Below are 23,459 nucleotides of genomic sequence, written 5' to 3' on the forward strand. Positions count from 1 at the left end.
GGTATCAGTCGTCGCCGCCCAGGCCTCCGATGAAGCCCCCGCCGTTGCCGCCGTCGCCGCCGCCCTCGATGGTCACGAGGGTGACGGTGCTGCCCTTGGGCGCCTGGGTGGTCGGCGCCGGACTGCTGGTGACCACCCGGGCGTTCGGTTTGTCGACCGAGTTGGGGGCGAGCGCGACCACGAAGCCGAGCCCTTCGAGCTGGCCCTTCGCGTCCTGGTACGACTTGCCGCCGATGTCACCGGGGATCTGGACCTGCTCCGGCTGCGCCGGGCCCTTGGAGACCTTCAGGACGATCTGCGCGTCCTTGCCCTGCTTGCTCGGGCCCGTGGGCGTCTGCTCGATCACCTCTCCGGCCGGCTTCTCCGAGTCCACGTCGGCTCGCGAGATGTTGGTGAAACCGATGCCCCGCAACTGCTGCTCCGCCGCCTCGTACGAGCGGGTCCGCATGTCCGGCAGGTCGAGAGTCGCCTGGGTGGCCACGGTGATGGTGATCTCGGCCCCGTCCTCGGCCTTCGCGCCGCCCTTGGGGTCCTGATCGATCACGGTGCCCTCGGTCTTCTCGGACTCCTCCGTGGTGACGTCGACCGTGAAGCCCTTCTTCTCCAGCTCCTCGCGGGCGCCGTCCTCGGACTTCTCCAGGACGTTGGGGACCTCGATCTTCGGCGCTCCGGCGGAGACGACGACCGTGACGGTGCCGTCCTTGTCCATCAGCGCGTCGGCCGTCGGGTCCTGCGAGCAGATCTCGCCCTTCTCCTGCTGCTCGCACGGCTCCTCGGCGCCGACCTTCACGGTGACGTCGGTCCTGGCCGCGAGTTTCTCCGCTTCCTGCACCGTGGAGCCCACCAGGTTCGGGGCATTGATCTGCCCGTCGTCGCTGGTCGGGGTGAAGATCACCCGGCCGATCAGGATCGCCCCGATCAGCACCAGGATGCCCGCGACGACCAGCAGGATCGTCGAGGTGTTGCTCTTCTTCTGCTGGCGCCGACGGCCCTGGCGGTCGTCATAGCCGTAGCCGCCGTCATCCGGGTTGACCGGGGGCAGCATCGAGGTCTGCGCGTTGTTCGGGTCGGTCGGGCGCAGGGCGGCGGTGGGCTGGTCGGTGTGGTACCCGTCGTAGCCCCCGTACCCCGCGGCGCCCATCGCCGCCGTGGCCGCGACCGGCTGGCCGTCGAGGCAGGCCTCGATGTCGGCGCGCATCTCGTCGGCGGACTGGTAGCGGTAGTCCGGGTCCTTCGTGAGCGCCTTCAACACGATCGCGTCCATCTCGGGCGTGATCTCGGGGTCGAAGTTGCTCGGCGGCTGCGGCTCCTCCCGGACGTGCTGGTAGGCCACCGCGACGGGCGAGTCCCCGACGAACGGGGGGCGCACGGCGAGCAGCTCGTACAGCAGGCAGCCGGTGGAGTACAGGTCGGAGCGCGCGTCGACCTGCTCGCCCTTGGCCTGCTCCGGGGAGAGGTACTGGGCGGTGCCGATGACCGCGGCGGTCTGCGTCATCGTCATCCCGGAGTCGCCCATGGCGCGGGCGATGCCGAAGTCCATGACCTTGACCTGGCCGGTGCGCGTCAGCATGACGTTCGCCGGTTTGATGTCGCGGTGGACGATCTGGGCGCGGTGCGAGTACTCCAGGGCCTGGAGGATCCCGACCGTCATCTCCAGCGTGCGCTCGGGGAGCAGCCTGCGACCGGAGTGCAGGAGCTCCCTCAGCGTCGACCCGTCGACGTACTCCATCACGATGTACGGGATGGAGACCCCGTCGACGTAGTCCTCGCCGGTGTCGTACACGGCGACGATCGCGGGGTGGTTGAGCGAGGCGGCCGACTGGGCCTCACGGCGGAACCGGGCCTGGAAGGACGGGTCGCGGGCCAGATCGGCCCGGAGCGTCTTCACAGCTACGGTGCGGCCGAGCCGGGTGTCGTGCGCGAGGTAGACCTCGGCCATGCCACCACGGCCGAGCACCGAGCCCAGCTCGTACCGGCCGCCGAGGCGACGCGGCTCTTCCATCTGTTCCAGCCCTCTCCGTCAGTCCCGACCGCACCCGTGTGTGGTCCGCGGCGGTGCGCTGTTCGCGCATACGCTACCGGGCACGGGTGACGTGATCAGCCCGCACCCGTCAGCCGATATCCGACCGGTATCCGATGTCCGGTATGACGGGCGGCCGCCGTGACAGGTCTCACTGCCCGCTGTCGATGACCGCTTTCATCACGTCGCGCGCGATGGGGGCGGCCAGTCCGCCACCGGAGATGTCGTCCCGGTTGGCGTTGCCGTCCTCGACCACGACGGCGACGGCGACCGGTGAGCCGCTGTCGGTCTTCGCGTACGAGATGAACCAGGCGTACGGCTTCTCGCTGTTGTTCAGACCGTGCTGTGCCGTACCGGTCTTGCCGCCCACTGTGACGCCGGGGATCCGCGCGTTGGTTCCCGTGCCGTCCTTGACGACGGTCTCCATCATCTGCTGGACCTTCTGGGCGTTCTCACCGGAGAGAGCGCGGCTGAGCTCTTCGGGCTCGTGGGTGTAGACCGGGTCCAGGTTGGGCGCCTGGCGCTCGGCGACCATGTACGGCTGCATCAGCTTGCCGTCGTTGGCGATCGCGGAGGCCACCATGGCCATCTGGAGCGGGGTGGTCCGGTTGGACGCCTGGCCGATGCCGGCCATCGCGTTCTGCGGCCTGTTGTCCTCGGGGTAGATGCTCGCGTCGGCGCGGACGGGCGTGAAGACTTCCTTGTTGAAGCCGAACTTGTCCGTCTGCTCGATCATCTTCTTGTTGCCGAGGTCGTCGCTCATCTTCCCGAAGACGGTGTTGCACGACACCCGCAGGGCCTCGCGCAGCGTGGCGTTCTCGCAGGGGATGTCGCCCTCGTTCTGGAGCGGCGTGGTGGACTGCGGCAGCGTCCACGGCAGCGGCGACTCCGTCTTGGCGTCGATGTCGTCGTAGAGCCCGTTCTCCAGGGCGGCGGCGGCGGTGACGACCTTGAAGGTGGAGCCCGGGGGGTAGGTCTCGCGCAATGCCCGGTTGAGCATCGGCTTGTCCTTGTCCTTCAGGAGCTTCTGCCGGTTGTCCGAGTCATCGAGCGAGTTGCCGGCGAAGACCGAGGGGTCGTAGGACGGGGTGCTGGCGAGGGCGAGGATGGCGCCGCTCTTCGGGTCGAGGGCGACCACAGCGCCCTTCTTCTCGCCGAGCCCCTTGAAGGCGGCCTTCTGGGCGTCGCCGTTCAGCGTGGTGACGATGTTGCCGCCGCGCTTCTTGTCGCCGGTGAACATCGACAGCGTCCGGTCGAAGAACAACTGGTCGTCGTTGCCGGTGAGGATGCCGTCCTCCAGGTTCTCCAGCTGCGAGGAGTCGAAGGCCTGCGAGGAGTAGCCGGTCACGGGGGCCCAGAGGGGGCCGTCCTTCCAGACCCGCTTGTACCGGAAGTCGCTGTCCTCGGTCTCGGCGGAGCCGGTGATCGCCTTGCCGTCGACGATGATGTCGCCACGCTCGTGGGCGTAGCGCTCGATCTCGACGCGGCGGTTGTACTTGTGGCTGTTCAGCTCGTCGGCCCGGACGTACTGGAGCCAGTTGTCCCGGATGAGCAGGGCGACCATCAGGAGGCCGCAGAAGATCGCGATCCGGCGCAGGGGCTTGTTCACGGGCGGACCACCTGCGTCATTTCGGCGTCGGTGGACGGTGAGGGGGCCGGTGCGGGGCGCCGGGCGGTATCGCTGATTCTGATCAGAATGGCGATCAGGGCCCAGTTGGCGAGCACGGAGGAACCACCTGCCGCCAGGAACGGCATCGTCATACCGGTGAGCGGGATGAGGCCCATCACACCGCCGGCGACGACGAACACCTGGATGGCGAACGAGCCGGAGAGGCCGATCGCGAGCAGCTTGCCGAACGGGTCGCGGGCCGCCAGTGCGGTACGCACTCCGCGCTCGACGATCAGGCCGTAGACGAGGAGCACGGCCATCATCCCGGCGAGCCCGAGCTCCTCGCCGACCGTGGCGAGGATGAAGTCGGAGTTGGCCGCGAAGCCGATCAGGTCGGAGTTGCCCTGCCCGAGCCCGGTCCCGAGGGTGCCTCCGGAGCCGAAGGCCATCAGGGACTTCGCCATCTGCTCGCTCGCGGCTTCCTTGCCCCAGCCCGCGAACGGGTCGAGCCAGGCGGTGACGCGCTCCTGGACGTGCGGTTCGAACGAGGCGACGCCGACCGCGCCGATCGCGGACATCAGCAGACCGAAGACGATCCAGCTGGTGCGCTCGGTGGCGACGTACAGCATCACGACGAACATGCCGAAGAAGAGCAGCGAGGAACCGAGGTCGGTCTCGAAGACCAGGATGAGGATCGAGAACGCCCAGACCATCAGGATCGGGCCCAGGTCACGGCCGCGGGGGAGGTAGAGGCCCATGAACCGGCGGCTGGCCAGCGCCAGCGCGTCCCGCTTGACCATCAGATAGCCCGCGAAGAACACGGTGATGATGATCTTGGCGAACTCGCCGGGCTGGAGCGTTCCGACTCCCGGGATCTTGATCCAGATCTTGGCGCCGTTCACGGCGGGGAAGAACATCGGCAGGATCAGCAGGAACAGCGCCACGACCATGGAGATGTACGTGTAGCGCTGCAGGATGCGGTGATCCTTCAGGATGGCCAGGACCGCGACCAGCATTCCCACGCCGATGGCGGAGAACAGCAGCTGCTTCGAGGCGGCGGGGACGAAGGTGTCCAGGGCCTGGAAACGCTCCGACTGGTCCAGCCGCCAGATCAGGGCCAGGCCCAGCCCGTTGAGCAGGGTGGCCAGGGGCAGCAGCAGGGGGTCCGCGTACCGCGCGAACCTCCGGACCGCGAGGTGGCCGACGCCGCCGAGCAGCGCGAGCCCCGCTCCGTAGCCGAGCATGCCTGTGGGCAGTTCGCCGTTGAGGGCGAGGCCCACGTTGGCGTAGGCGAACACCGAGATGGCGACGGCGAAGACGACGAGTGCCAGCTCGGTGTTGCGGCGGCTCGGTGCGTCGATCGCGCCGATGGTGGTCGTGTTGGTGACAACGCTCATGGTGCTGAAGGCCCCCTACGGCTTACTGCTTACCGCACTGCGGGACCAGCTTCTTCTCTTCCTCCGAGAGGCTGGGGCCGGGAGTGGGAGCGGTGGTCGGCTTGGTCCCCTTGGCGGAGGACGTGGCGGAAGTCCTGGTGGCGGGGGCTCCGGCGGTGCCGCCGGCCTCGCCCTCGCCCGTACGGGCCCGGTTCTCGGCGTCGGCCGCGCGGCGCTGCGCGTCCTTCTTGCAGGCGGAGGCCTGGGCGGCGAGCTCGGCGACCTTCTCGCGGGCGTCGGTGATGTTGCCCTCGGCGATGGTCGCCTCGACCTGCTTGCGCTGGTACGGCGGCAGGTACTTGAGCTCGATCTCGGGGTGGTTCTTCTCGACCTTCGAGAGCGAGACCCAGGCGAGGTCCTGGCTGATGCCCTGGAACAGGGCGACGTGTTCGTCCTGCGCGCCGACGTAGTACTGCGTCTGCGTCCAGCGGTAGCCGCCGTACAGACCGCCGCCGATCACGGCCAGTGCCAGCACGATGTAGACGGAACGCTTCAGCCATCTGCGGCCGCCGCCCGGCTTGACGAAGTCCTCGTCGGTGTAGGTGTCGTAGGAGCCGTCCGGCATACCTCCGTAGCCGACGTCGCCGCTGCCGGGCGGGCCGAAGCCGCCGGCGGGCGGGGGCACGGGGCGGCCGAGACCGGCCGCGCGGCCGGCGGGCGTCTGCATGGCCCCGCCGTCGCCGAGCTGGGCCTGGTTCTCCGCGACCGCGCCGACGACGACCGGGGTGTCGTTGAGCTGCCCGGCCAGGGTGTCGTTGCTGTCGACGTCCAGGACGTCGGCCACGATGCAGGTGATGTTGTCCGGGCCGCCGCCGCGCAGAGCGAGCTGGATCAGCTCCTGGATGGTCTCCTGCGGGCCCTGATAGCTGGCGAGGGTCTCTTCCATCGTCTGGTGCGAGACAACGCCGGAGAGGCCGTCCGAGCAGATCAGATAGCGGTCGCCGGCGCGGACCTCGCGGATGGAGAGGTCCGGTTCGACATGGTCGCCGCTGCCCAGCGCCCGCATCAGCAGGGAGCGCTGCGGGTGGGTGGTGGCCTCTTCCTCGGTGATCCTGCCCTCGTCCACGAGGCGCTGCACCCAGGTGTGGTCCTGGGTGATCTGCGTCAGGACGCCGTCCCGCAGCAGATACGCGCGGGAGTCGCCGACGTGCACCAGGCCGAGGCGCTGACCGGTCCAGAGCAGGGCGGTGAGCGTGGTGCCCATGCCCTCCAGCTGGGGGTCCTCCTCGACCATGACGCGCAGCTGGTCGTTGGCCTGCTGCACGGCCGTGCCGAGCGAGGTCAGGAGATCGGAGCCCGGTACGTCGTCGTCGAGCGGGACGAGCGTGGAGATCACCTCGGAGCTGGCGACCTCACCGGCCGCCTGACCACCCATGCCGTCGGCGATGGCGAGGAGCCGGGGACCGGCATAGCCGGAATCCTCGTTGCCCTCCCGGATCATGCCCTTGTGCGACCCGGCGGCGAAGCGCAGCGACAGACTCATGCGCACCTCGCCCGTCGGCTCGGGGTACAGCCTGTCTCGAGCCACACTGCCCACCCTCCGGTCGGGAACCGGGCAGCGTCCGCCGTCGGGACCGCCGCGGCTCGCTCGCTCCGCTCGCTCATTGTCGTACTACTTCCGCAGCTCGATGACGGTCTTGCCGATACGGATCGGCGCGCCCAGCGGAACTGGTGTCGGGGTGGTGAGCCGGGTCCGTTCCAGATACGTGCCGTTGGTGGACCCGAGATCCTCGACGATCCACTGACCGTCACGGTCCGGGTAGATCCTGGCATGCCTGCTGGACGCGTAGTCGTCGTCCAGCACGATCGTTGAATCGTGGGCCCGGCCCAGGGTGATGGTCTGCCCCTGGAGCGCGACCGTCGTGCCCGTGAGCGTGCCTTCGGACACGACCAGCTTCGTGGGTGCCCCGCGGCGCTGCCGCCCGGGCTGCTGGCGCTGCTGGGGCGGCGCCGCTTGTTGTTGTTGGCGGCCCTGTTGGGGGCGCGCGTCGGCGGCAGTGCGGCGTGAGCCGCGCTGCGTGACGCGCGTTCCGAACAGGTCGCTGCGGATGACCTGAACGGCCACGATGACGAACAGCCACAGAACAGCCAGGAAACCTAGCCGCATGACCGTCAGGGTCAGCTCTGACATTGCCCCCGCTTCACCCTTCGGCTTGCCGGTAAACGATGGTGGTGCTGCCCACGACGATCCGCGAGCCGTCGCGGAGCGTAGCGCGGGTGGTGTGCTGCCCGTCTACCACGATGCCGTTGGTAGACCCGAGATCCTGGATCGTCGAGGGCGTTCCGGTCCGGATCTCACAGTGCCGGCGCGATACGCCGGGGTCGTCGATCCGCACGTCGGCGTCGGTGGATCGTCCCATCACCAACGTCGGGCGGGAGATCTGATGGCGGGTGCCGTTGATCTCGATCCAGCGCCGTGTCCGGGCGTCCGGCAGGGGGCCGGGCGCGGCCGGCGGGCGCCGGTCGTTCGTGGGGGCCGAGGGCCGTCCGGCGCCGGGCGGTGGGGCCGCGGGCATCGGCGGAGCGGCGCTCGGGGGGTATCCGTAGCCGCCGGGAGCCTCCGGGGCGGCGGGCCGTCCGGTCGCGGGTTGCCGGGGCGGGGCCGACGGGTCCTGCTGTGACGAACTCGACGCCAGCGTGCGGCTGCGGACCCGGTAGAGCCCGGTGTCGAGGTCGTCGGCCTTCTCCAGGTGGACCTTGATCGGTCCCATGAAGGTGTAGCGCTGCTGCTTGGCGTAGTCGCGCACCAGCCCGGAGAGCTCGTCGCCCAGCTGACCGGAGTACGGGCTGAGCCGCTCGTAGTCGGGGGTGCTGAGCTCGACGATGAAGTCGTTGGGGACGACGGTCCGCTCACGGTTCCAGATCGTCGCGTTGTTGTCGCACTCGCGCTGGAGGGCGCCGGCGATCTCGACGGGCTGCACCTCGGACTTGAAGACCTTGGCGAAGGTGCCGTTGACCAGCCCCTCGAGGCGCTGCTCGAAACGCTTCATGACCCCCATGGGGCACCTCCTCCGTTGTCATCGTCCCTGTACTGCTTACTGATCGTATCCACGCGTCGGGAAATCGGCTGGTTCCCCTTGTCTGGCCTGTGGATGAGTGTCACCCCTCACACGGATCGTAGAGGTGGCCTCCTCACAGTGTCCCGCACCCGGGACGCACTCTGGAGGAGTGGGGGCGATGGTTCGGGGTTCCCGCTTCCCCACCGGGAGCCGGCGAAACAACGGATGTGATTCCACCCTGTTCAGCGTGCTAATCTTCCGGATGTCGCCAGGCGCTCGCACCACACGGTGAGAGAGTCTGGAAACACCACTCATGCGCGAGTGGCGGAACGGCAGACGCGCTGGCTTCAGGTGCCAGTGTCCTTAGGGACGTGGGGGTTCAAATCCCCCCTCGCGCACGACGGACACCGAAGTAGGTGTCCTGGTAGCACCAACGAAATGGTCGGCATCGTCAAGACGATGCCGACCATTTCGCTTTCCTCCGGTGGTTCCACGGCGACTTCCACACGGCCATCGCCTCGCGGACCCGACGGCCGCCCGGACCCCCGCCGTATACGTCAGGTCCTGGCCGAACACCACGGCTGAGACAGGACGGTCCGGGAGGCGGGGGTGCTCCCCTGTAGCCTGAGGAGACTCAGCCGTATGCGGACAGCTGATTTCCCTCGCATATTCTCAGTCGCTCGCGACTGCCGGGTTTGGTTCGCCAGAACCCCCGCTTCGAAGAGATCCGGAGCGGGGGTTCTGCCGTTGTTCCGTGGTCCGATGCCGGGTATCCGTGTGTTCCTCCCTCTCCGCGTTCCCGTCGGTCCGTGTTTTTGATGGACGGGCGGGGTACGGACAGGCGGGTGAGGAGGAGCGGCAGCGGGTGTCCGCGGGTGGTGATCCACTGGATGTGGGCACGGTTTCCGGACAGACCGATGGCCCGTGCAACGGCGCACTTGCATACGCTGGCCGCAGAGGTTGGATCGACGGCGACTCGGCGGTGAAGGGCTGAGCGCACAGAACGTCCCGGAGGCAGGAAATGGCGAAGCAGGCTCGCGCAGTCCAGACGTGGCGGTCGATCGTGGATGCCGCGGCGAGTGTCTTCGACGACTACGGCTACGAGCGTGCCGCCATCTCGGAGATTCTCCGCCGCGCCAAGGTCACCAAGGGTGCCTTGTACTTCCACTTCGCCTCCAAGGAAGCCATCGCGCAGGCGATCATGGACGAGCAGACCTCCACGGTCGAGTTCGAGCAGGAGGGGTCGCCGCTTCAGTCCCTGGTGGACGGTGGTCAGCAGTTCGCTTTCGCCCTGCGCCACAACTCGATGGCCCGGGCCGGTACGAGGCTCTCCATCGAGGGCGTCTTCCTCGGCGGGCCGCATCCATGGGGCGACTGGATCGACGCGACGGCCCGGATGCTGGAGCTGGGCCAGGAGCGCGGCGAGGTGTTCCCGCAGATCGACCCGATGGTGTCAGCCAAAATCATCGTCGCTTCGTTCACCGGTATTCAGCTGGTCTCGGAGGCCGATTCCGGGCGGGCCGATCTACGCGAGCAGGTGGCGGAGATGTGGCGCCACATCCTGCCGTCGATCGCTCACCCCGGCGTCATCGCCCACATCAAGCCGGAGGGCCGGGTGGATCTGGCGGCCCAGGCGCGCGAGAAGGCGGAGCGTGAGGAGCAGGAGGCCAGGATCGCCGCGGAGGCCAAGGGCGCGGGCTCCGATCCCGCGACCGACTCGGGCTCCCGCGCGGGCGGGCCAGGTCTGCGGGGCGGTGGATCCGGCCGTGGTCCGCGGGCCGGGGGGACCGGCGACGAGGGCGACGAGGAGCCCGCAGGTGCGGGGGTGGCGGCCGGAGGGGCCGTCGCCTGATTCGCTCGGGGCGTGCTGTGTTTCACGTGAAACGTCCGATTGTTCATGATCATCATACGACAGGGTCGCGGTGCTCCTGGAGTCACCCAGGCCCTGTCGCAGTTCACCGCGCGGCTACTTACCTTTAGTAAGCCGCTCGGGGTGGCCCAGTATTCTGGGGAAATGGCGGATCACGGCGAGCAGCCCTGTCGGCGGGTCGACCGGGGGATCAGCCGCGTCTTCGCGTTGTTCGGCAAGCGCTGGACCGGCCAGATCGTCTCGGTGCTGCTCCAGCGACCGGTGCACTTCGCCGAGCTGCGACGGGCGATTCCCGGGATCAGCGAGCGCATGCTCTCGGACCGGTTGACCGAACTCGGCGTGGCCGGCCTGGTGCTCCGAGAGGTCGACGCGGGACCGCCGCTGCGCGTCGCGTATCGGCTCACCGAGGCGGGCGCCGCGATGGAGCCCGCGCTCAAGGAGCTGGGGCGATGGGCGGACACCTATCTGACGCGGGACGACGCGGCCGGCTCCGGGACCGGCTGCTGACCTCGTCCGGCCACCCCGCCCCGGCGCACCACTGCCGACCGCCGGACCCGCCCCCGGCGTGGCGTCCGTGCACGGGCCCGGCGGGTGTCGGGCATCCGGCGGTACCGTCGTGCTCGGTCGCTGGAGGACAGGGCCGCTGACCGGTCGGACAGCCGGGCAGCCGGAGGCGGTACGAGGTGGGGGAGGCGACGCTCCATGAGCGGAACCGAGGCGACGATGCCTGAGCAGCGGGCTGTGGGAGCGACGGGAACCGCGGCGACCGCGGGCGGGGAACCACGCATTCCGGTCGTGCCCGGGTTCGCCCGGCGTGGTGCCGCGAGTTCACCGAAGGCGGTGGGCAAGGCCCTCCGCGACGAGGTGCCGCGGTCCTCGCACGCCTCGCTGGTCCTGCCGCCGGGACGGCCGGACGCCGTGCGGGCGGTCGAGGAGTCGAACCGGGGCCGGGTGCCGGGCCTGACGCCGATACGGGTGGGCCGGATGGCGGCGACACCGTTCGCCTTCCTGCGCGGTGCGGCCGGGCTGATGGCCCACGATCTGACGGGCAGTCCGGTCACCGGGGTGGGCGCCCAGCTCTGCGGCGACGCGCACGCGGCCAACTTCGGCCTCTACGGCGATGCCCGGGGCAGCCTGGTCATCGATCTGAACGACTTCGACGAGACCGTCTTCGGGCCGTGGGAATGGGACCTCAAGCGGCTCGCCACCTCCCTGGTGCTCGCGGGCCGGGCCGCCGGCGCCGACGAGGACACCTGCCGCCGGGGCGCGCACGACGCCGTCGGCGCCTACCGGCGCACGATGCGGCTGCTGGCCCGGCTGCCCGCCCTCGACGCCTGGAACGCGATCGCGGACGAGGAGCTCGTCTCGCACACGGACGCGCGTGACCTGGTCGGCACCCTGGAGCGGGTCTCGGAGAAGGCCCGCAACAACACCAGCGCCCGCTTCGCCGCCCGCTCCACCGAGGAGTGCCCCGACGGCGGCCGGCGCTTCGTCGACGCCCGGCCCGTGCTGCGCCGGGTGCCGGACGCCGAGGCCGCGGTCGTGGCCGCCGGGCTCGCCGGCTATCTGTCCACCGTCTCCGAGGACCGGGTGCCGCTGCTGGCCCGGTACACGATCCACGACGTGGCGTTCCGGGTGGTCGGCACCGGCAGTGTGGGGACCCGGTCGTACGTGGTGCTGCTGCTCGATCACCGGGGTGAGCCGCTGGTCCTCCAGGTGAAGGAGGCGCGCCCCTCGGTGCTCGCCCCCTATCTGCCCGCGGTCGGTTTCGACGTGCCGGAGGTGGCGCACGAGGGCCGCCGGGTGGTGCTCGGGCAGAAGCGGATGCAGGTCGTCAGCGACATCCTGCTCGGCTGGGCGGACGTCGACGGCAGGCAGTTCCAGGTCCGGCAGTTCCGGAACCGCAAGGGCAGCGTGGACCCCGCAGCGCTCGCCGCCGACCAGGTGGACGACTACGGGCGGATGACCGGCGCGCTGCTCGCGCGGGCGCACGCGCACAGCGCCGACCCCCGCCTGCTGGCGGGCTACTGCGGCAAGAACGACGAGCTCGACGAGGCGGTGGCCGCCTTCGCGGTGACGTACGCGGACCGTACGGAGGCGGATCACGCCGAGCTGGTGCGGGCGGTCAAGGCGGGCAGGCTGGCCGCCGAGTTCGGCATATGACGGCTCCATGAGGCGGTGGAGCCCGGTTCGCGAGGCGCCGGGGATCTGCTCGTAGGGCGGTGGGGCCCTGCTCGTGAGGCGGTGGGGCCCTGTTCGTGGCGGGGCACGCCCCCGGGCCGGGCCCCACCGTGTGCGGCGCCGACGGGCCGTGGCCATACGCTGGACGGGTGACCCACGAAGCCGCCGGGGTGCCGACCACCCGGAACGATGAAGACCGGCAGGACAACGACCGGCCGGACGCGCCCCGACCCGCCCCCGGAGCGGGGGAGGTCCCGGGGGCGGAGGACGCTGCGGGGACGCCGGACGCTTCCGGCGCCGCGGACGCCGCTGCCGGGCAGGCCACCGGGCCCGAGGACGCCGCCCCGCGCCCCGAGGCGCGGCTGGCCAAGGCGGTGCAGGTCGCCGAGCAGGCGTTGATCGAGTTCGAGATCGCGGTGGAGACCTTCCGGGTGGAGGTCGAGAACTTCTCCCGGCTGCACCACCAGAAGCTCGGCCCGATGTACACCCGCCTCGACGAGCTGGACGCGCTGATCGCCGAGGCACGGGCCGCCCGGACCGGGGATCCGGAGGACGAGCGCAAGGCGCGGGAGGCGCGGGCGGTCGTCATGCCGATGCCCGGGGTCGACGAGCTGTTCCACGACTGGATGGACACCGACGGGCTGTCCCCCGAGGCCGCGGCGATGCTCACCGAACAGCCGGTCCGGCCGCCGAAGCGGGTCAGGCCGAGCGAGGAGGCCCGCAAGCTCTACCGTGACCTGGCCCGCAAGGCGCACCCCGACCTCGCCCAGGACGAGCCCGAACGGCAGCGCCGGGACGAGTTCATCGCGCGGGTGAACGCCGCGTACGGGCGCGGCGACGTCGGCCTCCTCAAGGAACTCGTGGCGGAGTGGGCGGCCGGCCCGGTGCAGCCCCTGACCCCGCTGAGCGAGAGCGAGGAGCTCTACGCCCGGCTGGAGTGGCTCAGCCGGCGCAAGGAGCTGCTGACGGTGCTCGCCAGGGAGCTGGAGGACGGCGCGATCGGCTCGATGCTCCGGATGGCCCCGGACGACCCGGATCAGCTGCTGGAGGACATCGCGGAGCAACTGCTGGGCGAGGTGTCCCGGCGCGAGGCCGAGCTCGCGGAGATGGTGCAGTAGCGTTCCGGGTGACTCCCCGCGTATGTACGAGGCCCCTGTATGAGGCCTCATGTACGAGGTCCAAGACCGCACGAGAGAAGGCATGACCCATGAACTTCGCCCCGCTGCCCTCGGTGGACGCCGCGGCGGTGCCGTCGGACGGCTTCGTCCTGGACGTCCGTGAGAACGACGAGTGGGCGGCCGGTCACGTCGAGGGTGCGCTGCACATCCCGATGAGCGACTTCGTGGGCCGGTTCGGCGAGCTGACCGAGTCCGCCGAGGACGGCCGGCGCGTGCATGTGATGTGCCGGGTCGGCGGCCGGTCGGCCCAGGTCACCCAGTACCTGGTCCAGCAGGGCATCGACGCCGTGAACATCGACGGCGGCATGCAGGCCTGGGACGGCGCCGGACGCCCGATGGTCACGGACAACGGGACGCCCGCCTTCGTCCTCTGATCCCCGGGCGGGCCTGGCCGGGCTGTCGGTGCTGTCGGTGCTGTCGGTGCTGTCGGTCAGCCGAGCGGGTGGGCGGCCAGCAGGTCGCCCAGGGCCTCCTCGTGGGCCGCCGCCGGGCCCAGGGAGAGCTCGATCTGCTTCGCCCAGGCGTGAAAGCGGTGCAGGGGGTAGTCGGTGTCCGCGCCGAAGCCGCCGTGCAGGTGCTGTGCGGTCTGCACGACGCGGCGGACGCCGTCGGAGGCCCAGATCTTCGCCACGGCGACATCGCCCGCCGCGGGCAGCGGCCCCCCGGCGTCGGCAGAGATCCGCCAGGCGGCCTGCCAGAGCGTCGCCTCCATCGCCCGCAGATCGATGTACCGGTCGGCTGCCTGGACGGCCACCGCCTGGAACGTGGCGACCGGGAAGCCGAACTGCTCGCGCCTGCCGGTGTATGCGGCGGTCATCGCGAGCACCCGCTCGCCCAGCCCGAGCGCGAGCGCGCAGGTTCCCGTGGTGAGCAGGGACCGCAGCCACTCCCAGCAGCCCGGGGCGTCGATCAGCTCGCGGTCCGACACCCGCACCCCGTCGAGCCGGACCTCGGCCAGGCGCTCACCGCTGGTGGAGACCTGGTCCGCCAGGGTGACGCCGTCGCGGGCACGGGGCACGAGGGCCAGGACCGGCCGGCCCCCCGCAGTGTGCGCGGGGATGGCGATCCAGTCGGCCACCTGGGCCCAGGGAACCGCGGACTGCACCCCGTCGAGCACCCAGTCGGAGCCCTCTGCCGACGCACCGCCGCTCTCCTCGTTTCCGCCGCTCTCCCCGTACGGCCGTGCGGCGACGGCGAGTTCGGCGGGATCGTGACCGCTGCGCCCGTTGGCGCCGACGGTCAGGATCAGTTCACCCCGGCCGGCCGGGGGCAGCAGCTCCGCCGCGAGGGTGCTCTCGCCGTACCGCTGGACCGCCATGGCCACCGCACAGCTCTCCAGCAGCGGGACCCTGGCCAGCACCTTCGCCGACTCCCGCAGGACCAGGCAGAGCGCGATCGGGTCGAGGCCCGCGCCTCCGTGGTCCGGAGACAGGGTGAGGCCGAGCAGATCCGTGCGTGCCAGCTCGTTCCACAGCTGTCGGTCGATGTCCTCCGCCACGGCGCCCGGGGTCAGGGCGGGACTGGGAGCGCGATCGGGTGCGACGTCCGAGAAGACCGCCCTGGCCGCCTCGACGGCCGCCTGCTGTTCCTCGGTGAAGGTGAAGTCCACTGTCCCGGCCTCCCGCTAACCGTGCACGACCTGACGGATCGTCAAGATAGAACAGGTTCTAGAGGAAGGGAACAGTGCGGAGGAACGGGGGTGCGGCCTCAGCGGTCGAAGTCCAACTCCACCTCCGGGGTGAGCGGATGCGACTGACAGGCCAGCACGAAGCCCGCCCCGGTCTCCTCCGGTTCCAGCGCGAAGTTGCGGTCCATCCGGACCTCGCCCGAGACGAGGAACGCCCGGCAGGTCCCGCACACCCCTCCCTTGCAGGCGTAGGGAGCGTCCGAGCGGCTTCGCAGCACCGTCTCCAGCAGGGATTCGGTGTCCTGCACGGGCCAGCTGCCCGAGCGGCCGTGGAGGGTGGCCGTCAGCACGGCGTCGGACGGTGCGGCGACCTTGACCACCGTCACGTCGGTGGGGCCATCGTCGACGTGGAAGATCTCCTGGTGGACCCGGGAGCGGTCGACGCCGAGGGTCTTCAGGGCCTTCTCCGTGCCCCGTACGAGGCCGAGCGGCCCGCACAGGAACCAGCCGTCCACCTCCGCCACCGGAAGCACGGCGGGCAGCAGGCCGGTGAGCCGTTCGGCGTCCAGCCGACCGGAGGGGAGTCCGGCCGACTGCTCCTCCCGGGAGAGCGCGGTGACCAGCTGGAAGCGGTCCGGATAACGGTCCTTGAGGTCGGCCACCTCGTCGAGGAACATCGTCGATGCCGCCGTGCGGTCGCTGCGGATCAGGCAGAACCGGGCCGTCGGTTCCCGGTCGAGCAGGGTGGCCGCCATGGACAGCACCGGGGTGATGCCGCTGCCTCCGACCACCGCCGCGAACAGACCGGGACGCGGCTTCAGGACGAAGCGGCCCATCGGAGGCATGGCCTCCACCCGGTCCCCGACGGCCAGCTCCTTCAGGGCGTACGTGGAGAACGCCCCGCCGTCGACCATGCGGATGCCCACCCGCAGGACCGGTTCTCCCGGCTGCTCGGTGGCCGGTGCGCAGATCGAGTACGAACGGCGGATCTCCTGACCGTCCACGGTGTAGCGCACGTTCAGATGCTGGCCGGGGGTGTGGCGGAAGGTCTCGCGCAGCTCGGCCGGCACGGCGAGCGTCACGGCCACCGCGTCGTCCGTGATCCGTTCGATCGCGCTGACCCGGAGCGGATGGAACATCTACAACTCCTTGAAGTGGTCGAACGGTTCACGGCAGGCGACGCAACGGCGCAGGGCCTTGCACGCCGTGGAGGAGAACCGGCTGAGCAGCTCCGTGTCCGTGGAACCGCAGTGCGGGCAGCGCACCGAGAGCGTCAGCGGCACGGGGCCGCCGTCGGCGCTGTGGGCGCGCGGCGGGGCGATGCCGAACTCGGCCAGCTTGCGGCGTCCTTCGGCGCTGATGTCGTCCGTCGACCAGGCCGGCGCAAGGACCGTGACCACGGAGACATCCGGTACGCCGTGGTCGTGGAGGACCCGCTCGATATCGGCGGACATCGCCTCGATCGCCGGGCAGCCGGTGTAGGTCGGAGTGAGCTGTACGGTCACCCGGCCCGGCCCGTCCAGCCGTACGTCCCGCAGGACGCCGAGCTCCGCCAGGGTCAGCACCGGCAGTTCGGGGTCGGGCACGGAGCCGGCGAGGACGCGCAGCTCCGCCTCCAGCCGGGTGTCGGTCACCATGACGCCCCCGGATGGCTGCGGTGCAGGTGCTGCATCTCGGCGATCATGCGGCCGAACGGCTCGGTGTGCAGGCCCTGCCGGCCCGCTCCGGCGGCCCAGCCCCCGGTCCGCCGGCCCGCCGGGAGAGTCAGACCGGCCCGCTCGACGACATCGGTGACGGCGGCGAGCCAACCGGACTCCAGCGCCTGCCAGTCGACAGTGGAGTCGAGCCCCTCGACCGGCTGGAACATCTCCCCGGTGAACCGCCACAGCGCGTCCAGGCCGCTCTGCATCCTGGTGTGGCTCTCCTCGGTGCCGTCGCCGAGTCTCAGGGCCCACTGCTCGGCGTGATCGCGGTGGTAGGCCACTTCCTTGACGGCCTTGGCCGCGAGGCCGGTGAACTCGCTTTCCCCGGCTGCCAGTCGCTCGTACAGCAGATGCTGGTAGACCGAGAAGTAGAGCTGCCGGGCGATGGTGTGCGCGAAGTCCCCGTTCGGCTGCTCGACCAGCTGGAGGTTGCGGAAGGCCCGCTCCTCGCGGAGGTAGGCGAGCTCGTCCTCGTCGCCGACGAGCGAGAGCAGCACCCGGGCCTGTCCGAGCAGGTCGAGGGCGATGTTGGCGAGGGCCACATCCTCCTCCAGGACGGGGGCGTGGCCGGCCCACTCCCCCAGCCGGTGCGAGAGCACCAGCGCGTCGTCGCCGAGGGCGAGGGCGGCGCTCACAGGTGCTTCACCCCGTCCGGGATCTCGTAGAAGGTCGGGTGGCGGTAGGGCTTGTCGCCGGCCGGCTCGAAGAAGGAGTCCTTCTCGTCGGGGGAGGAGGCGGTGATCCCGGTGGACGGGACCACCCAGATCGAGACGCCTTCCGAGCGGCGGGTGTAGAGGTCGCGGGCATTGCGCAGGGCCATCTCGGCGTCCGGTGCGTGCAGGCTGCCCGCATGGGTGTGGGACAGTCCGCGGCGCGAGCGCACGAAAACCTCCCACAGAGGCCAGTCGGTCGAGCTGCTCATGCCGTCTCCTCCACGTGGTGCGCGGTCGCGCTGTGCTGTGCCGGTGTCCGGGGCGATGACTGCGCCGGGGCGTGCTTGGCGGCGTACGCGGCTGCCGCGTCCCGGACCCAGGCGCCCTCCTCGTGGGCCCTGCGCCGCTGGGTGATCCGCTCTTCGTTGCAGGGGCCGTCGCCCTTGAGGACCGCCTGGAACTCGGCCCAGTCGATCGCGCCGAACTCGTGCCGGCCGAGCTCCTCGTTCCACCGGATGTCGGGGTCGGGGAGCTTCAGGCCCAGCGCTTCGGCCTGGGGAACGCAGATGTCCACGAAGCGTCGGCGCAGCTCGTCGTTGGAGTGCCGCTTGATCTTCCAGGCCATGGACTGCTCGGAGTGCGACGAGGCGTCGTCGGGCGGGCCGAACATCATCAAGGAGGGCCACCACCAGCGATTCACCGCGTCCTGGGCCATGGCGTGCTGGGCCTCGGTGCCGCGGCTGAGGGCGAGCAGCAGCTCGTACCCCTGGCGCTGGTGGAAGGACTCCTCCTTGCAGATGCGGACCATCGCGCGGGCGTAGGGGCCGTAGGAGCAGCGGCAGAGCGGCACCTGGTTGGTGATCGCCGCCCCGTCCACCAGCCAGCCGATGGCACCGACGTCGGCCCAGGTCAGCGTGGGGTAGTTGAAGATCGACGAATAGCGCTGGCGGCCCGCGTGGAGCTTGTCGAGCAGCTCCTCGCGGCTGGTGCCCAGGGTCTCGGCGGCGCTGTAGAGATACAGGCCGTGGCCCGCCTCGTCCTGCACCTTGGCCATGAGGATCGCCTTGCGGCGCAGCGAGGGCGCCCGGGTGATCCAGTTGGCCTCGGGCTGCATGCCGATGATCTCCGAGTGGGCGTGCTGGGCCATCTGGCGCACCAGCGTCGCCCGGTAGGCGTCGGGCATCCAGTCGCGTGGCTCGATCCGCTCGTCCGCCGCCACGGCCGCGTCGAACGCCGCGATGCGGTCCGCGTCCACCGCGTCCTCCGTGCCGAGCGTCTTCTGCGTCGTCTGGTCCGCAGTCACTGCCGCCATCCCGGGCTCCCTACCGACCGATCGTTCGGTTCCTTGACTTCAATGGTGAGTCGGAGGCCCGTAGGGTGTCAACCCTGTGGATAACTGAGTGGTGATCGACGGTGATCGGGGCGGGATGGATTCGGACCACGACAGCAGCTCTGCGGGCGGGGGGAAGGACGTCTGGCCGCAGGCGTTGAACCGGCCGGCCGAAGCGCAGGACACCCCCGAAGTCATACCGCCGACGCCGTCGTCGCCTGTGCCGGACCCCTCGGCCACCGGCCGGGGCATAGCCGGGCTCTCCTTTCCCTACCAGGTGGCCGCGGCTCTGGCGCTGTCCCTGATCGGGCTGCTGGCCTGCACGCAGGTGGCCATGGTGTTCCTGCACGTCGCCCCGTCCAACACGCTGTCCAAACAGCACGGGAAGACGATCGACCGCTGGATCTACCCGGAGTTCGAGCAGAACTGGAAGCTCTTCGCTCCCAACCCGCTCCAGCAGAACGTCGCCGTCCACGTGCGGGCCGAAGTGGTGGGGGCCGACGGCCGCCGCACGACCAGGTGGATGAACCTGACGCACGAGGACGGCGAACAGATACGCGGCAACTTCTTCCCCAGCCACGTGGACCAGAACGAGCTCCGCCGGGGCTGGGACTTCTACGTCAATTCCCACGACAGCGAGAACCGTCCCAACGGTCTGCGCGGGGACCTCTCCGAGCGCTACGTGCGGCGCATCACGATGCTGCGGCTGAGCGAGCGCGACTACGGCGGCACGATCGAGCGCATCCAGCTCCGCTCCGCGACCAGCTCCATCGCCCCGCCCCCGTGGAGCAACGAGAAGATCAGCACCCGGCCCGTCTACCGGGTACTCCCCTGGTGGACCGTGACGCCGAACGATCTTCCCGAGCGTGACGCGGGCCGGGACGAGGCGCACGGCGCGGAGGTGAACCAGTGACCATCCCCTCGCCCGCCGGCCCGCAGAACGCCGGCCCGCGGAACGCGGACACGCAGCCCTCGGCCCCTCAGCCGGCCGTGCTCGGCGGTGGCCCGGCCGCCCGTGCCCTCCAGCGCGTCACCGCCTCGGCCCTCGGCCCCTACCAGAGCGCCGTCGTCCGGATCGGCTTCGCCGCCACCTACCTCTTCTTCCTGCTGCGTGAGCTGCCGCACCGCCATGAGCTGTACGGCCCGGACAGCCCGTGGCACTGGGACCTGGCCCGCCAGCTCACGAACGGCAACGAGGCCTTCTCCGTCCTGATGTGGACGGACAACACGGTCTGGTTCGAGGCCGTGTACGCCCTCACGCTGCTGTCCGCGGCGGCGCTGCTGCTCGGGTGGCGGACCCGGACCATGTCCGTCCTCTTCATGGTCGGCGTGCTCTCCGTGCAGAACCGCAGCATCTTCATGGGCGACGGCGGCGACAACGTCGTCCACCTCATGGCGATCTACCTGGTGCTGACGCGCTGTGCCCAGGTCTGGTCGCTGGACGCCCGGCGCGCGGCGCGTGCCGCGCAGCGTGCCGCGGCGGGCCTGCCGCCCCCGCGGGACATCGTGGGCCCGGTGCTCTGGGTGCTCCTCGGCTACGCCCTCGTGGCGGCCACGTTGATGGAAGGACTCGGCGGCACCTGGTGGCTCCCCGCCCTGCTGTGGACGATCTGGCTCTCCGCCGCCGCCTGGTGGGCCGTGAACCGCTACCTGCCGCACGGCGAGCCCCGCACCCTGCTCGATGTGCTGGCCAACCTCGCGCACAACGCCACACTCGCCGTGATCATGGCCGAGGTCTGCCTGATCTACGCGACCGCCGGCTGGTACAAGATCCAGGGATCGCGCTGGCAGGACGGCACCGCGCTCTACTACCCGCTCAACCTCGACTACTTCACCCCGTGGCCCGCCCTGTCGGACATCCTGGGCGCCAGCGGGCTGATGGTGATGGTGCTGACGTACGGCACCGTCATCGTGCAGGTCGCCTTTCCGTTCACGCTGTTCAACCGGCGGGTCAAGAACGTCCTGCTGGTCGTGATGATCTGCGAGCACGCGGGGATCGCCCTGCTGCTGGGGCTGCCGTTCTTCTCCATGGCGATGATCGCGGCCGACGCCGTGTTCCTGCCGACGGCCTTCCTCATGTGGCTGGGAGCCCGCGCCACGATCGGCAGGCGGCGGCTGCTCTCCGGGCTGCCCGGCCGCTCGCGCACACCGGGGGAGCCCGGCGCCGCGTACGGCCCGGCCGGCCCGCCGGAGGCCGGGCCCGTGAAGGACGGCGGGGGCGGTACCGAGGAGCCCCGGCGCCAGGGTGGCGGCGGGGGCCATACGCTCGTCGGGTGAGCAGTGAGACCGGCAGAACCCAGCAGACCCCGACGGCGTCGGAACCCCGCCCGGCGGAAGACTCCCCGGCGGGGCCTCTTCAGGAGGAACCCCTCCAGGAGGAACCCGTCCAGTACGACGACGGCTACGGCCAGCCGGTCGGTGTCGGGCCGCACCCGCTGCCCTGGCCCGAGGGCGAGCGCTATGACCCCGAACTGCTGGCCCTGGGCGACCGGCGCAACGTCGGTGACGCGTACCGCTACTGGACGAGGGAGGCGATCGTCGCCGATCTCGATCTGCGGCGGCACGACTTCCACGTCGCCGTGGAGAACTGGGGCCACGACTTCAACATCGGCTCGGTGGTGCGGACCGCCAACGCCTTCCTGGCCAAGGAGATCCACATCGTGGGCCGGCGGCGCTGGAACCGGCGCGGGGCCATGGTCACCGACCGCTACCAGCATGTGCGCCACCACCCCGACACGGCGGACCTGACCGCGTGGGCGGCGGCCGAGGCGCTGCCGATCATCGGGATCGACAACCTCCCCGGCGCCGTACCGCTGGAGCGCACCGAGCTTCCGCGCCGCTGCGTCCTGCTCTTCGGCCAGGAGGGGCCGGGTCTGACCGAGGAAGCGCGTGAGCACGCCTCCCTGGTGTGCTCGATCGCGCAGTTCGGCTCGACCCGGTCCATCAACGCCGGCGCCGCCGCGGCCATCGCGATGCACGCGTGGGTGCAGCGCCACGCGGACGTCCCGGACCCCCGCCTCTGACGCCTGCCGGAGACGTGTCTAGGCCTGGCGGCGCACCTCCACCACGCGGAAGCGGTTGGCGACGAAGGCTCCGTCGCAGAGCGCCGCGTTCGCGGCGGGGTTGCCCCCGGAGCCGTGGAAGTCGGAGAAGGCCGCGGTCTGGTTGACGTAGACCCCGCCGGTCAGGTTCAGCGAGAGCTGGGCGGACTCGTCCAGGCAGACGTCCTCGACTGCGCGCTCCACCTCGGGGGACGTGGTGTAGGCGCCGACCGTCATCGCCCCCTTGTCGCGGATCGTCCGGCGGAGCAGGTCCACGGCGGCGGACGTCGAGTCGACGGCGACGGCGAAGGACACCGGCCCGAAGCACTCCGAGAGGTAGGCCGCGCCGTCGTCGGTCTTGGTGCCGTCGAGCTTCACGACGACCGGCGTACGGACGACCGCGTCGGGGAATTCGGCGTTCGCGACCGCACGCGAGGCGAGGGCCACCTCGCCCAGCTCACCGGCCGCCTCCACCCGGGCCCTGACGTCCGGGTTGACCAGCGCGCCGAGCAGGGCGGACGCGCGGGCGTCGTCGCCCAGCAGCCCGGTGACGGCGGCCGCGATGTCGGCGACCACGTCGTCGTAGGACTTGGCGCCGTCGTCGGTGGCGATGCCGTCCCGGGGGATCAGCAGGTTCTGCGGGGTGGTGCACATCTGGCCGCTGTACAGCGAGAGCGAGAACGCCAGGTTGGCGAGCATGCCCCGGTAGTCGTCGGTGGAGTCGACGACGACCGTGTTGACGCCGGCCTTCTCCGTGTAGACCTGGGCCTGGCGGGCGTTCTCCTCCAGCCAGTCGCCGAAGGCGGTGGAGCCGGTGTAGTCGATGATCCGGATCTCGGGGCGGACCGCGAGGGTCTTGGCGATGCCCTCTCCGGGCCGCTCGGCGGCCAGCGCGACCAGATTCGGGTCGAAGCCCGCCTCGGTCAGCACCTCGCGGGCGATGGACACCGTGAGGGCCAGCGGAAGCACGGCGCGCGGGTGCGGCTTGACCAGCACCGGATTGCCGGTGGCGAGGGAGGCGAAGAGGCCGGAATAGCTGTTCCAGGTGGGGAACGTGTTGCAGCCGATGACCAGCCCGATGCCGCGACCGGACGTGATGAACGACTTGTGCAGCTTCAGCGGATCGCGCTTGCCCTGCGGCTTGGACCAGTCGGCGGTCTCCGGGGTGCGGACCTGCTCCCGGTAGGCGTACGCGACGGCCTCCAGGCCGCGGTCCTGGGCGTGCGGGCCGCCCGCCTGGAACGCCATCATGAAGGCCTGGCCGCTCGTGTGCATCACGGCGTGGGCCAGCTCGTGGGTGCGGGCGCTGATCCGCGAAAGGATCTCCAGACAGACCAGGGCCCGGATCTCCGGTCCCGCCGCCCGCCAGGCGCCCGTGCCGGCCTTCATCGCCGGAAGCAGGACGTCCAGGTCGGCGTGCGGATACTCGATGCCGAGCTCCGGCCCGTAGGGCGAGACCTCGCCGCCGGTCCAGCCGTCGGTGCCGGGCTGGCCCAGGTCGAGACGGGTGTTCAGGACGGCGTCGAAGGCGGCCTTGCCCTCGGCCGCGCCGAGACTGCCCGGGGCGCCGCCCTCCCCGTAGGCCTTCGGGTGCTCGGGGTGCGGCGACCAGTACGCGCGGGTGCTGATCGCGTCGAGGGCCTGGTCGAGCGTGGGCCGGTGGGTCTCGGACAGCTGCTGGGGGGTGAGCGCGGCGGCCATGGCGGACCAACTCCTCATCGAGCCGGGCGGGGACGTACGGACGGAGTTAGAGTAACCGAACGATCGGTCGGGACAAGGGGCCCCGGGGAACCTGTGGACAACGTCGACGGT

Annotated in this window: 21 protein-coding genes and 1 tRNA gene; 9 read left to right on the forward strand and 13 right to left on the reverse strand. The window is 70.6% G+C overall.

All coding sequences use genetic code 11. The annotated features are described in order from the left end of the window. Window positions 1-4: 4 nt before the first annotated feature. The 6 genes from pknB to HET64_RS15015 all read right to left on the reverse strand — a co-directional run bounded on the left by pknB (window position 5) and on the right by HET64_RS15015 (window position 8,064). On the reverse strand, window positions 5-2,002 hold the full coding sequence (gene pknB, locus HET64_RS14990) for a Stk1 family PASTA domain-containing Ser/Thr kinase (protein ID WP_215105723.1): 1,998 nt from the start codon (window positions 2,000-2,002) through the stop codon (window positions 5-7). Between the two features lie 169 nt (window positions 2,003-2,171). Further along, entirely contained in the window at window positions 2,172-3,629 is a 1,458-nt protein-coding gene (locus tag HET64_RS14995) for a penicillin-binding protein 2 (RefSeq protein WP_215105725.1), read from the reverse strand. Continuing rightward, window positions 3,626-5,026, reverse strand: a complete 1,401-nt coding sequence (locus HET64_RS15000; protein WP_215105730.1) for an FtsW/RodA/SpoVE family cell cycle protein — start codon at window positions 5,024-5,026, stop codon at window positions 3,626-3,628. Before HET64_RS15000 ends, HET64_RS14995 begins: the two co-directional genes overlap by 4 nt. Window positions 5,027-5,048: 22 nt before the next feature. Then, complete coding sequence (locus tag HET64_RS15005) at window positions 5,049-6,548, reverse strand: PP2C family serine/threonine-protein phosphatase (RefSeq protein WP_215105771.1); 1,500 nt, start codon at window positions 6,546-6,548, stop codon at window positions 5,049-5,051. Between the two features lie 129 nt (window positions 6,549-6,677). Then, window positions 6,678-7,196 carry an FHA domain-containing protein gene (locus HET64_RS15010; RefSeq protein ID WP_003967913.1) on the reverse strand — a complete coding sequence of 173 codons (519 nt, stop codon included), beginning with the start codon at window positions 7,194-7,196 and terminating at the stop codon, window positions 6,678-6,680. A gap of 10 nt (window positions 7,197-7,206) precedes the next feature. After that, a complete protein-coding gene (locus HET64_RS15015) occupies window positions 7,207-8,064 on the reverse strand; it encodes a DUF3662 and FHA domain-containing protein (RefSeq protein WP_215105732.1) in 858 nt (285 codons plus the stop codon). Between the two features lie 315 nt (window positions 8,065-8,379). Between HET64_RS15015 and HET64_RS15020 the strand changes: the two genes are divergently transcribed. The 6 genes from HET64_RS15020 (at window position 8,380) to HET64_RS15045 (ending at window position 13,667) form a co-directional block, all read left to right on the forward strand. Continuing rightward, a tRNA-Leu gene (locus HET64_RS15020) sits at window positions 8,380-8,462 on the forward strand. Between the two features lie 623 nt (window positions 8,463-9,085). Further along, on the forward strand, window positions 9,086-9,916 hold the full coding sequence (locus tag HET64_RS15025; RefSeq protein ID WP_215105734.1) for a ScbR family autoregulator-binding transcription factor: 831 nt from the start codon (window positions 9,086-9,088) through the stop codon (window positions 9,914-9,916). 162 nt (window positions 9,917-10,078) lie between these two features. Next, window positions 10,079-10,441 (forward strand): helix-turn-helix domain-containing protein, encoded by a 363-nt coding sequence (locus HET64_RS15030; RefSeq protein ID WP_215105736.1) that lies wholly within the window; start codon window positions 10,079-10,081, stop codon window positions 10,439-10,441. Between the two features lie 195 nt (window positions 10,442-10,636). Continuing rightward, window positions 10,637-12,097, forward strand: coding sequence for a DUF2252 domain-containing protein (locus HET64_RS15035; RefSeq protein WP_251145333.1), 1,461 nt, complete (start codon window positions 10,637-10,639; stop codon window positions 12,095-12,097). Between the two features lie 167 nt (window positions 12,098-12,264). Further along, on the forward strand, window positions 12,265-13,233 hold the full coding sequence (locus HET64_RS15040) for a J domain-containing protein (protein ID WP_215105738.1): 969 nt from the start codon (window positions 12,265-12,267) through the stop codon (window positions 13,231-13,233). An 89-nt stretch (window positions 13,234-13,322) separates the two neighbouring features. Next, window positions 13,323-13,667, forward strand: a complete 345-nt coding sequence (locus HET64_RS15045) for a rhodanese-like domain-containing protein (protein WP_215105740.1) — start codon at window positions 13,323-13,325, stop codon at window positions 13,665-13,667. Between the two features lie 56 nt (window positions 13,668-13,723). Here HET64_RS15045 and HET64_RS15050 read toward each other — a convergent pair whose 3' ends face one another. The 6 genes from HET64_RS15050 to paaA form a co-directional block, all read right to left on the reverse strand. Beyond that, window positions 13,724-14,902 (reverse strand): acyl-CoA dehydrogenase family protein, encoded by a 1,179-nt coding sequence (locus HET64_RS15050; protein ID WP_215105742.1) that lies wholly within the window; start codon window positions 14,900-14,902, stop codon window positions 13,724-13,726. Window positions 14,903-15,000: 98 nt separating this feature from the next. Continuing rightward, on the reverse strand, window positions 15,001-16,059 hold the full coding sequence (locus tag HET64_RS15055; RefSeq protein ID WP_215105744.1) for a 2Fe-2S iron-sulfur cluster-binding protein: 1,059 nt from the start codon (window positions 16,057-16,059) through the stop codon (window positions 15,001-15,003). Next, window positions 16,060-16,557, reverse strand: a complete 498-nt coding sequence (gene paaD / locus HET64_RS15060) for a 1,2-phenylacetyl-CoA epoxidase subunit PaaD (RefSeq protein WP_215105746.1) — start codon at window positions 16,555-16,557, stop codon at window positions 16,060-16,062. Further along, a complete protein-coding gene (gene paaC, locus HET64_RS15065; protein WP_215105748.1) occupies window positions 16,551-17,258 on the reverse strand; it encodes a 1,2-phenylacetyl-CoA epoxidase subunit PaaC in 708 nt (235 codons plus the stop codon). The genes paaD and paaC overlap by 7 nt, the downstream gene beginning before the upstream one ends. Next, window positions 17,255-17,545, reverse strand: coding sequence for a 1,2-phenylacetyl-CoA epoxidase subunit PaaB (paaB, locus tag HET64_RS15070; RefSeq protein WP_007447213.1), 291 nt, complete (start codon window positions 17,543-17,545; stop codon window positions 17,255-17,257). Before paaB ends, paaC begins: the two co-directional genes overlap by 4 nt. Beyond that, window positions 17,542-18,588 carry a 1,2-phenylacetyl-CoA epoxidase subunit PaaA gene (paaA, locus tag HET64_RS15075; RefSeq protein WP_215105750.1) on the reverse strand — a complete coding sequence of 349 codons (1,047 nt, stop codon included), beginning with the start codon at window positions 18,586-18,588 and terminating at the stop codon, window positions 17,542-17,544. The genes paaB and paaA overlap by 4 nt, the downstream gene beginning before the upstream one ends. A gap of 115 nt (window positions 18,589-18,703) precedes the next feature. Between paaA and HET64_RS15080 the strand changes: the two genes are divergently transcribed. Genes HET64_RS15080 through HET64_RS15090 form a run of 3 tightly spaced genes read left to right on the forward strand, consistent with a single transcriptional unit; the run spans window position 18,704 to window position 21,629 of the window. Next, entirely contained in the window at window positions 18,704-19,519 is an 816-nt protein-coding gene (locus tag HET64_RS15080) for a DUF5819 family protein (protein WP_251145334.1), read from the forward strand. After that, window positions 19,516-20,883, forward strand: coding sequence for an HTTM domain-containing protein (locus tag HET64_RS15085; RefSeq protein ID WP_215105754.1), 1,368 nt, complete (start codon window positions 19,516-19,518; stop codon window positions 20,881-20,883). The genes HET64_RS15080 and HET64_RS15085 overlap by 4 nt, the downstream gene beginning before the upstream one ends. Next, entirely contained in the window at window positions 20,880-21,629 is a 750-nt protein-coding gene (locus HET64_RS15090; RefSeq protein ID WP_215105756.1) for a TrmH family RNA methyltransferase, read from the forward strand. Before HET64_RS15085 ends, HET64_RS15090 begins: the two co-directional genes overlap by 4 nt. Before the next feature lie 18 nt (window positions 21,630-21,647). Here the strand turns inward: HET64_RS15090 and paaN are convergent, their stop codons facing one another. After that, a complete protein-coding gene (gene paaN, locus HET64_RS15095) occupies window positions 21,648-23,348 on the reverse strand; it encodes a phenylacetic acid degradation protein PaaN (RefSeq protein ID WP_215105758.1) in 1,701 nt (566 codons plus the stop codon). Window positions 23,349-23,459 lie beyond the last annotated feature (111 nt).

Origin of the sequence: Streptomyces sp. McG3 (genome assembly GCF_018619185.1) — a bacterium.
Taxonomy (GTDB): Bacteria; Actinomycetota; Actinomycetes; order Streptomycetales; family Streptomycetaceae; genus Streptomyces.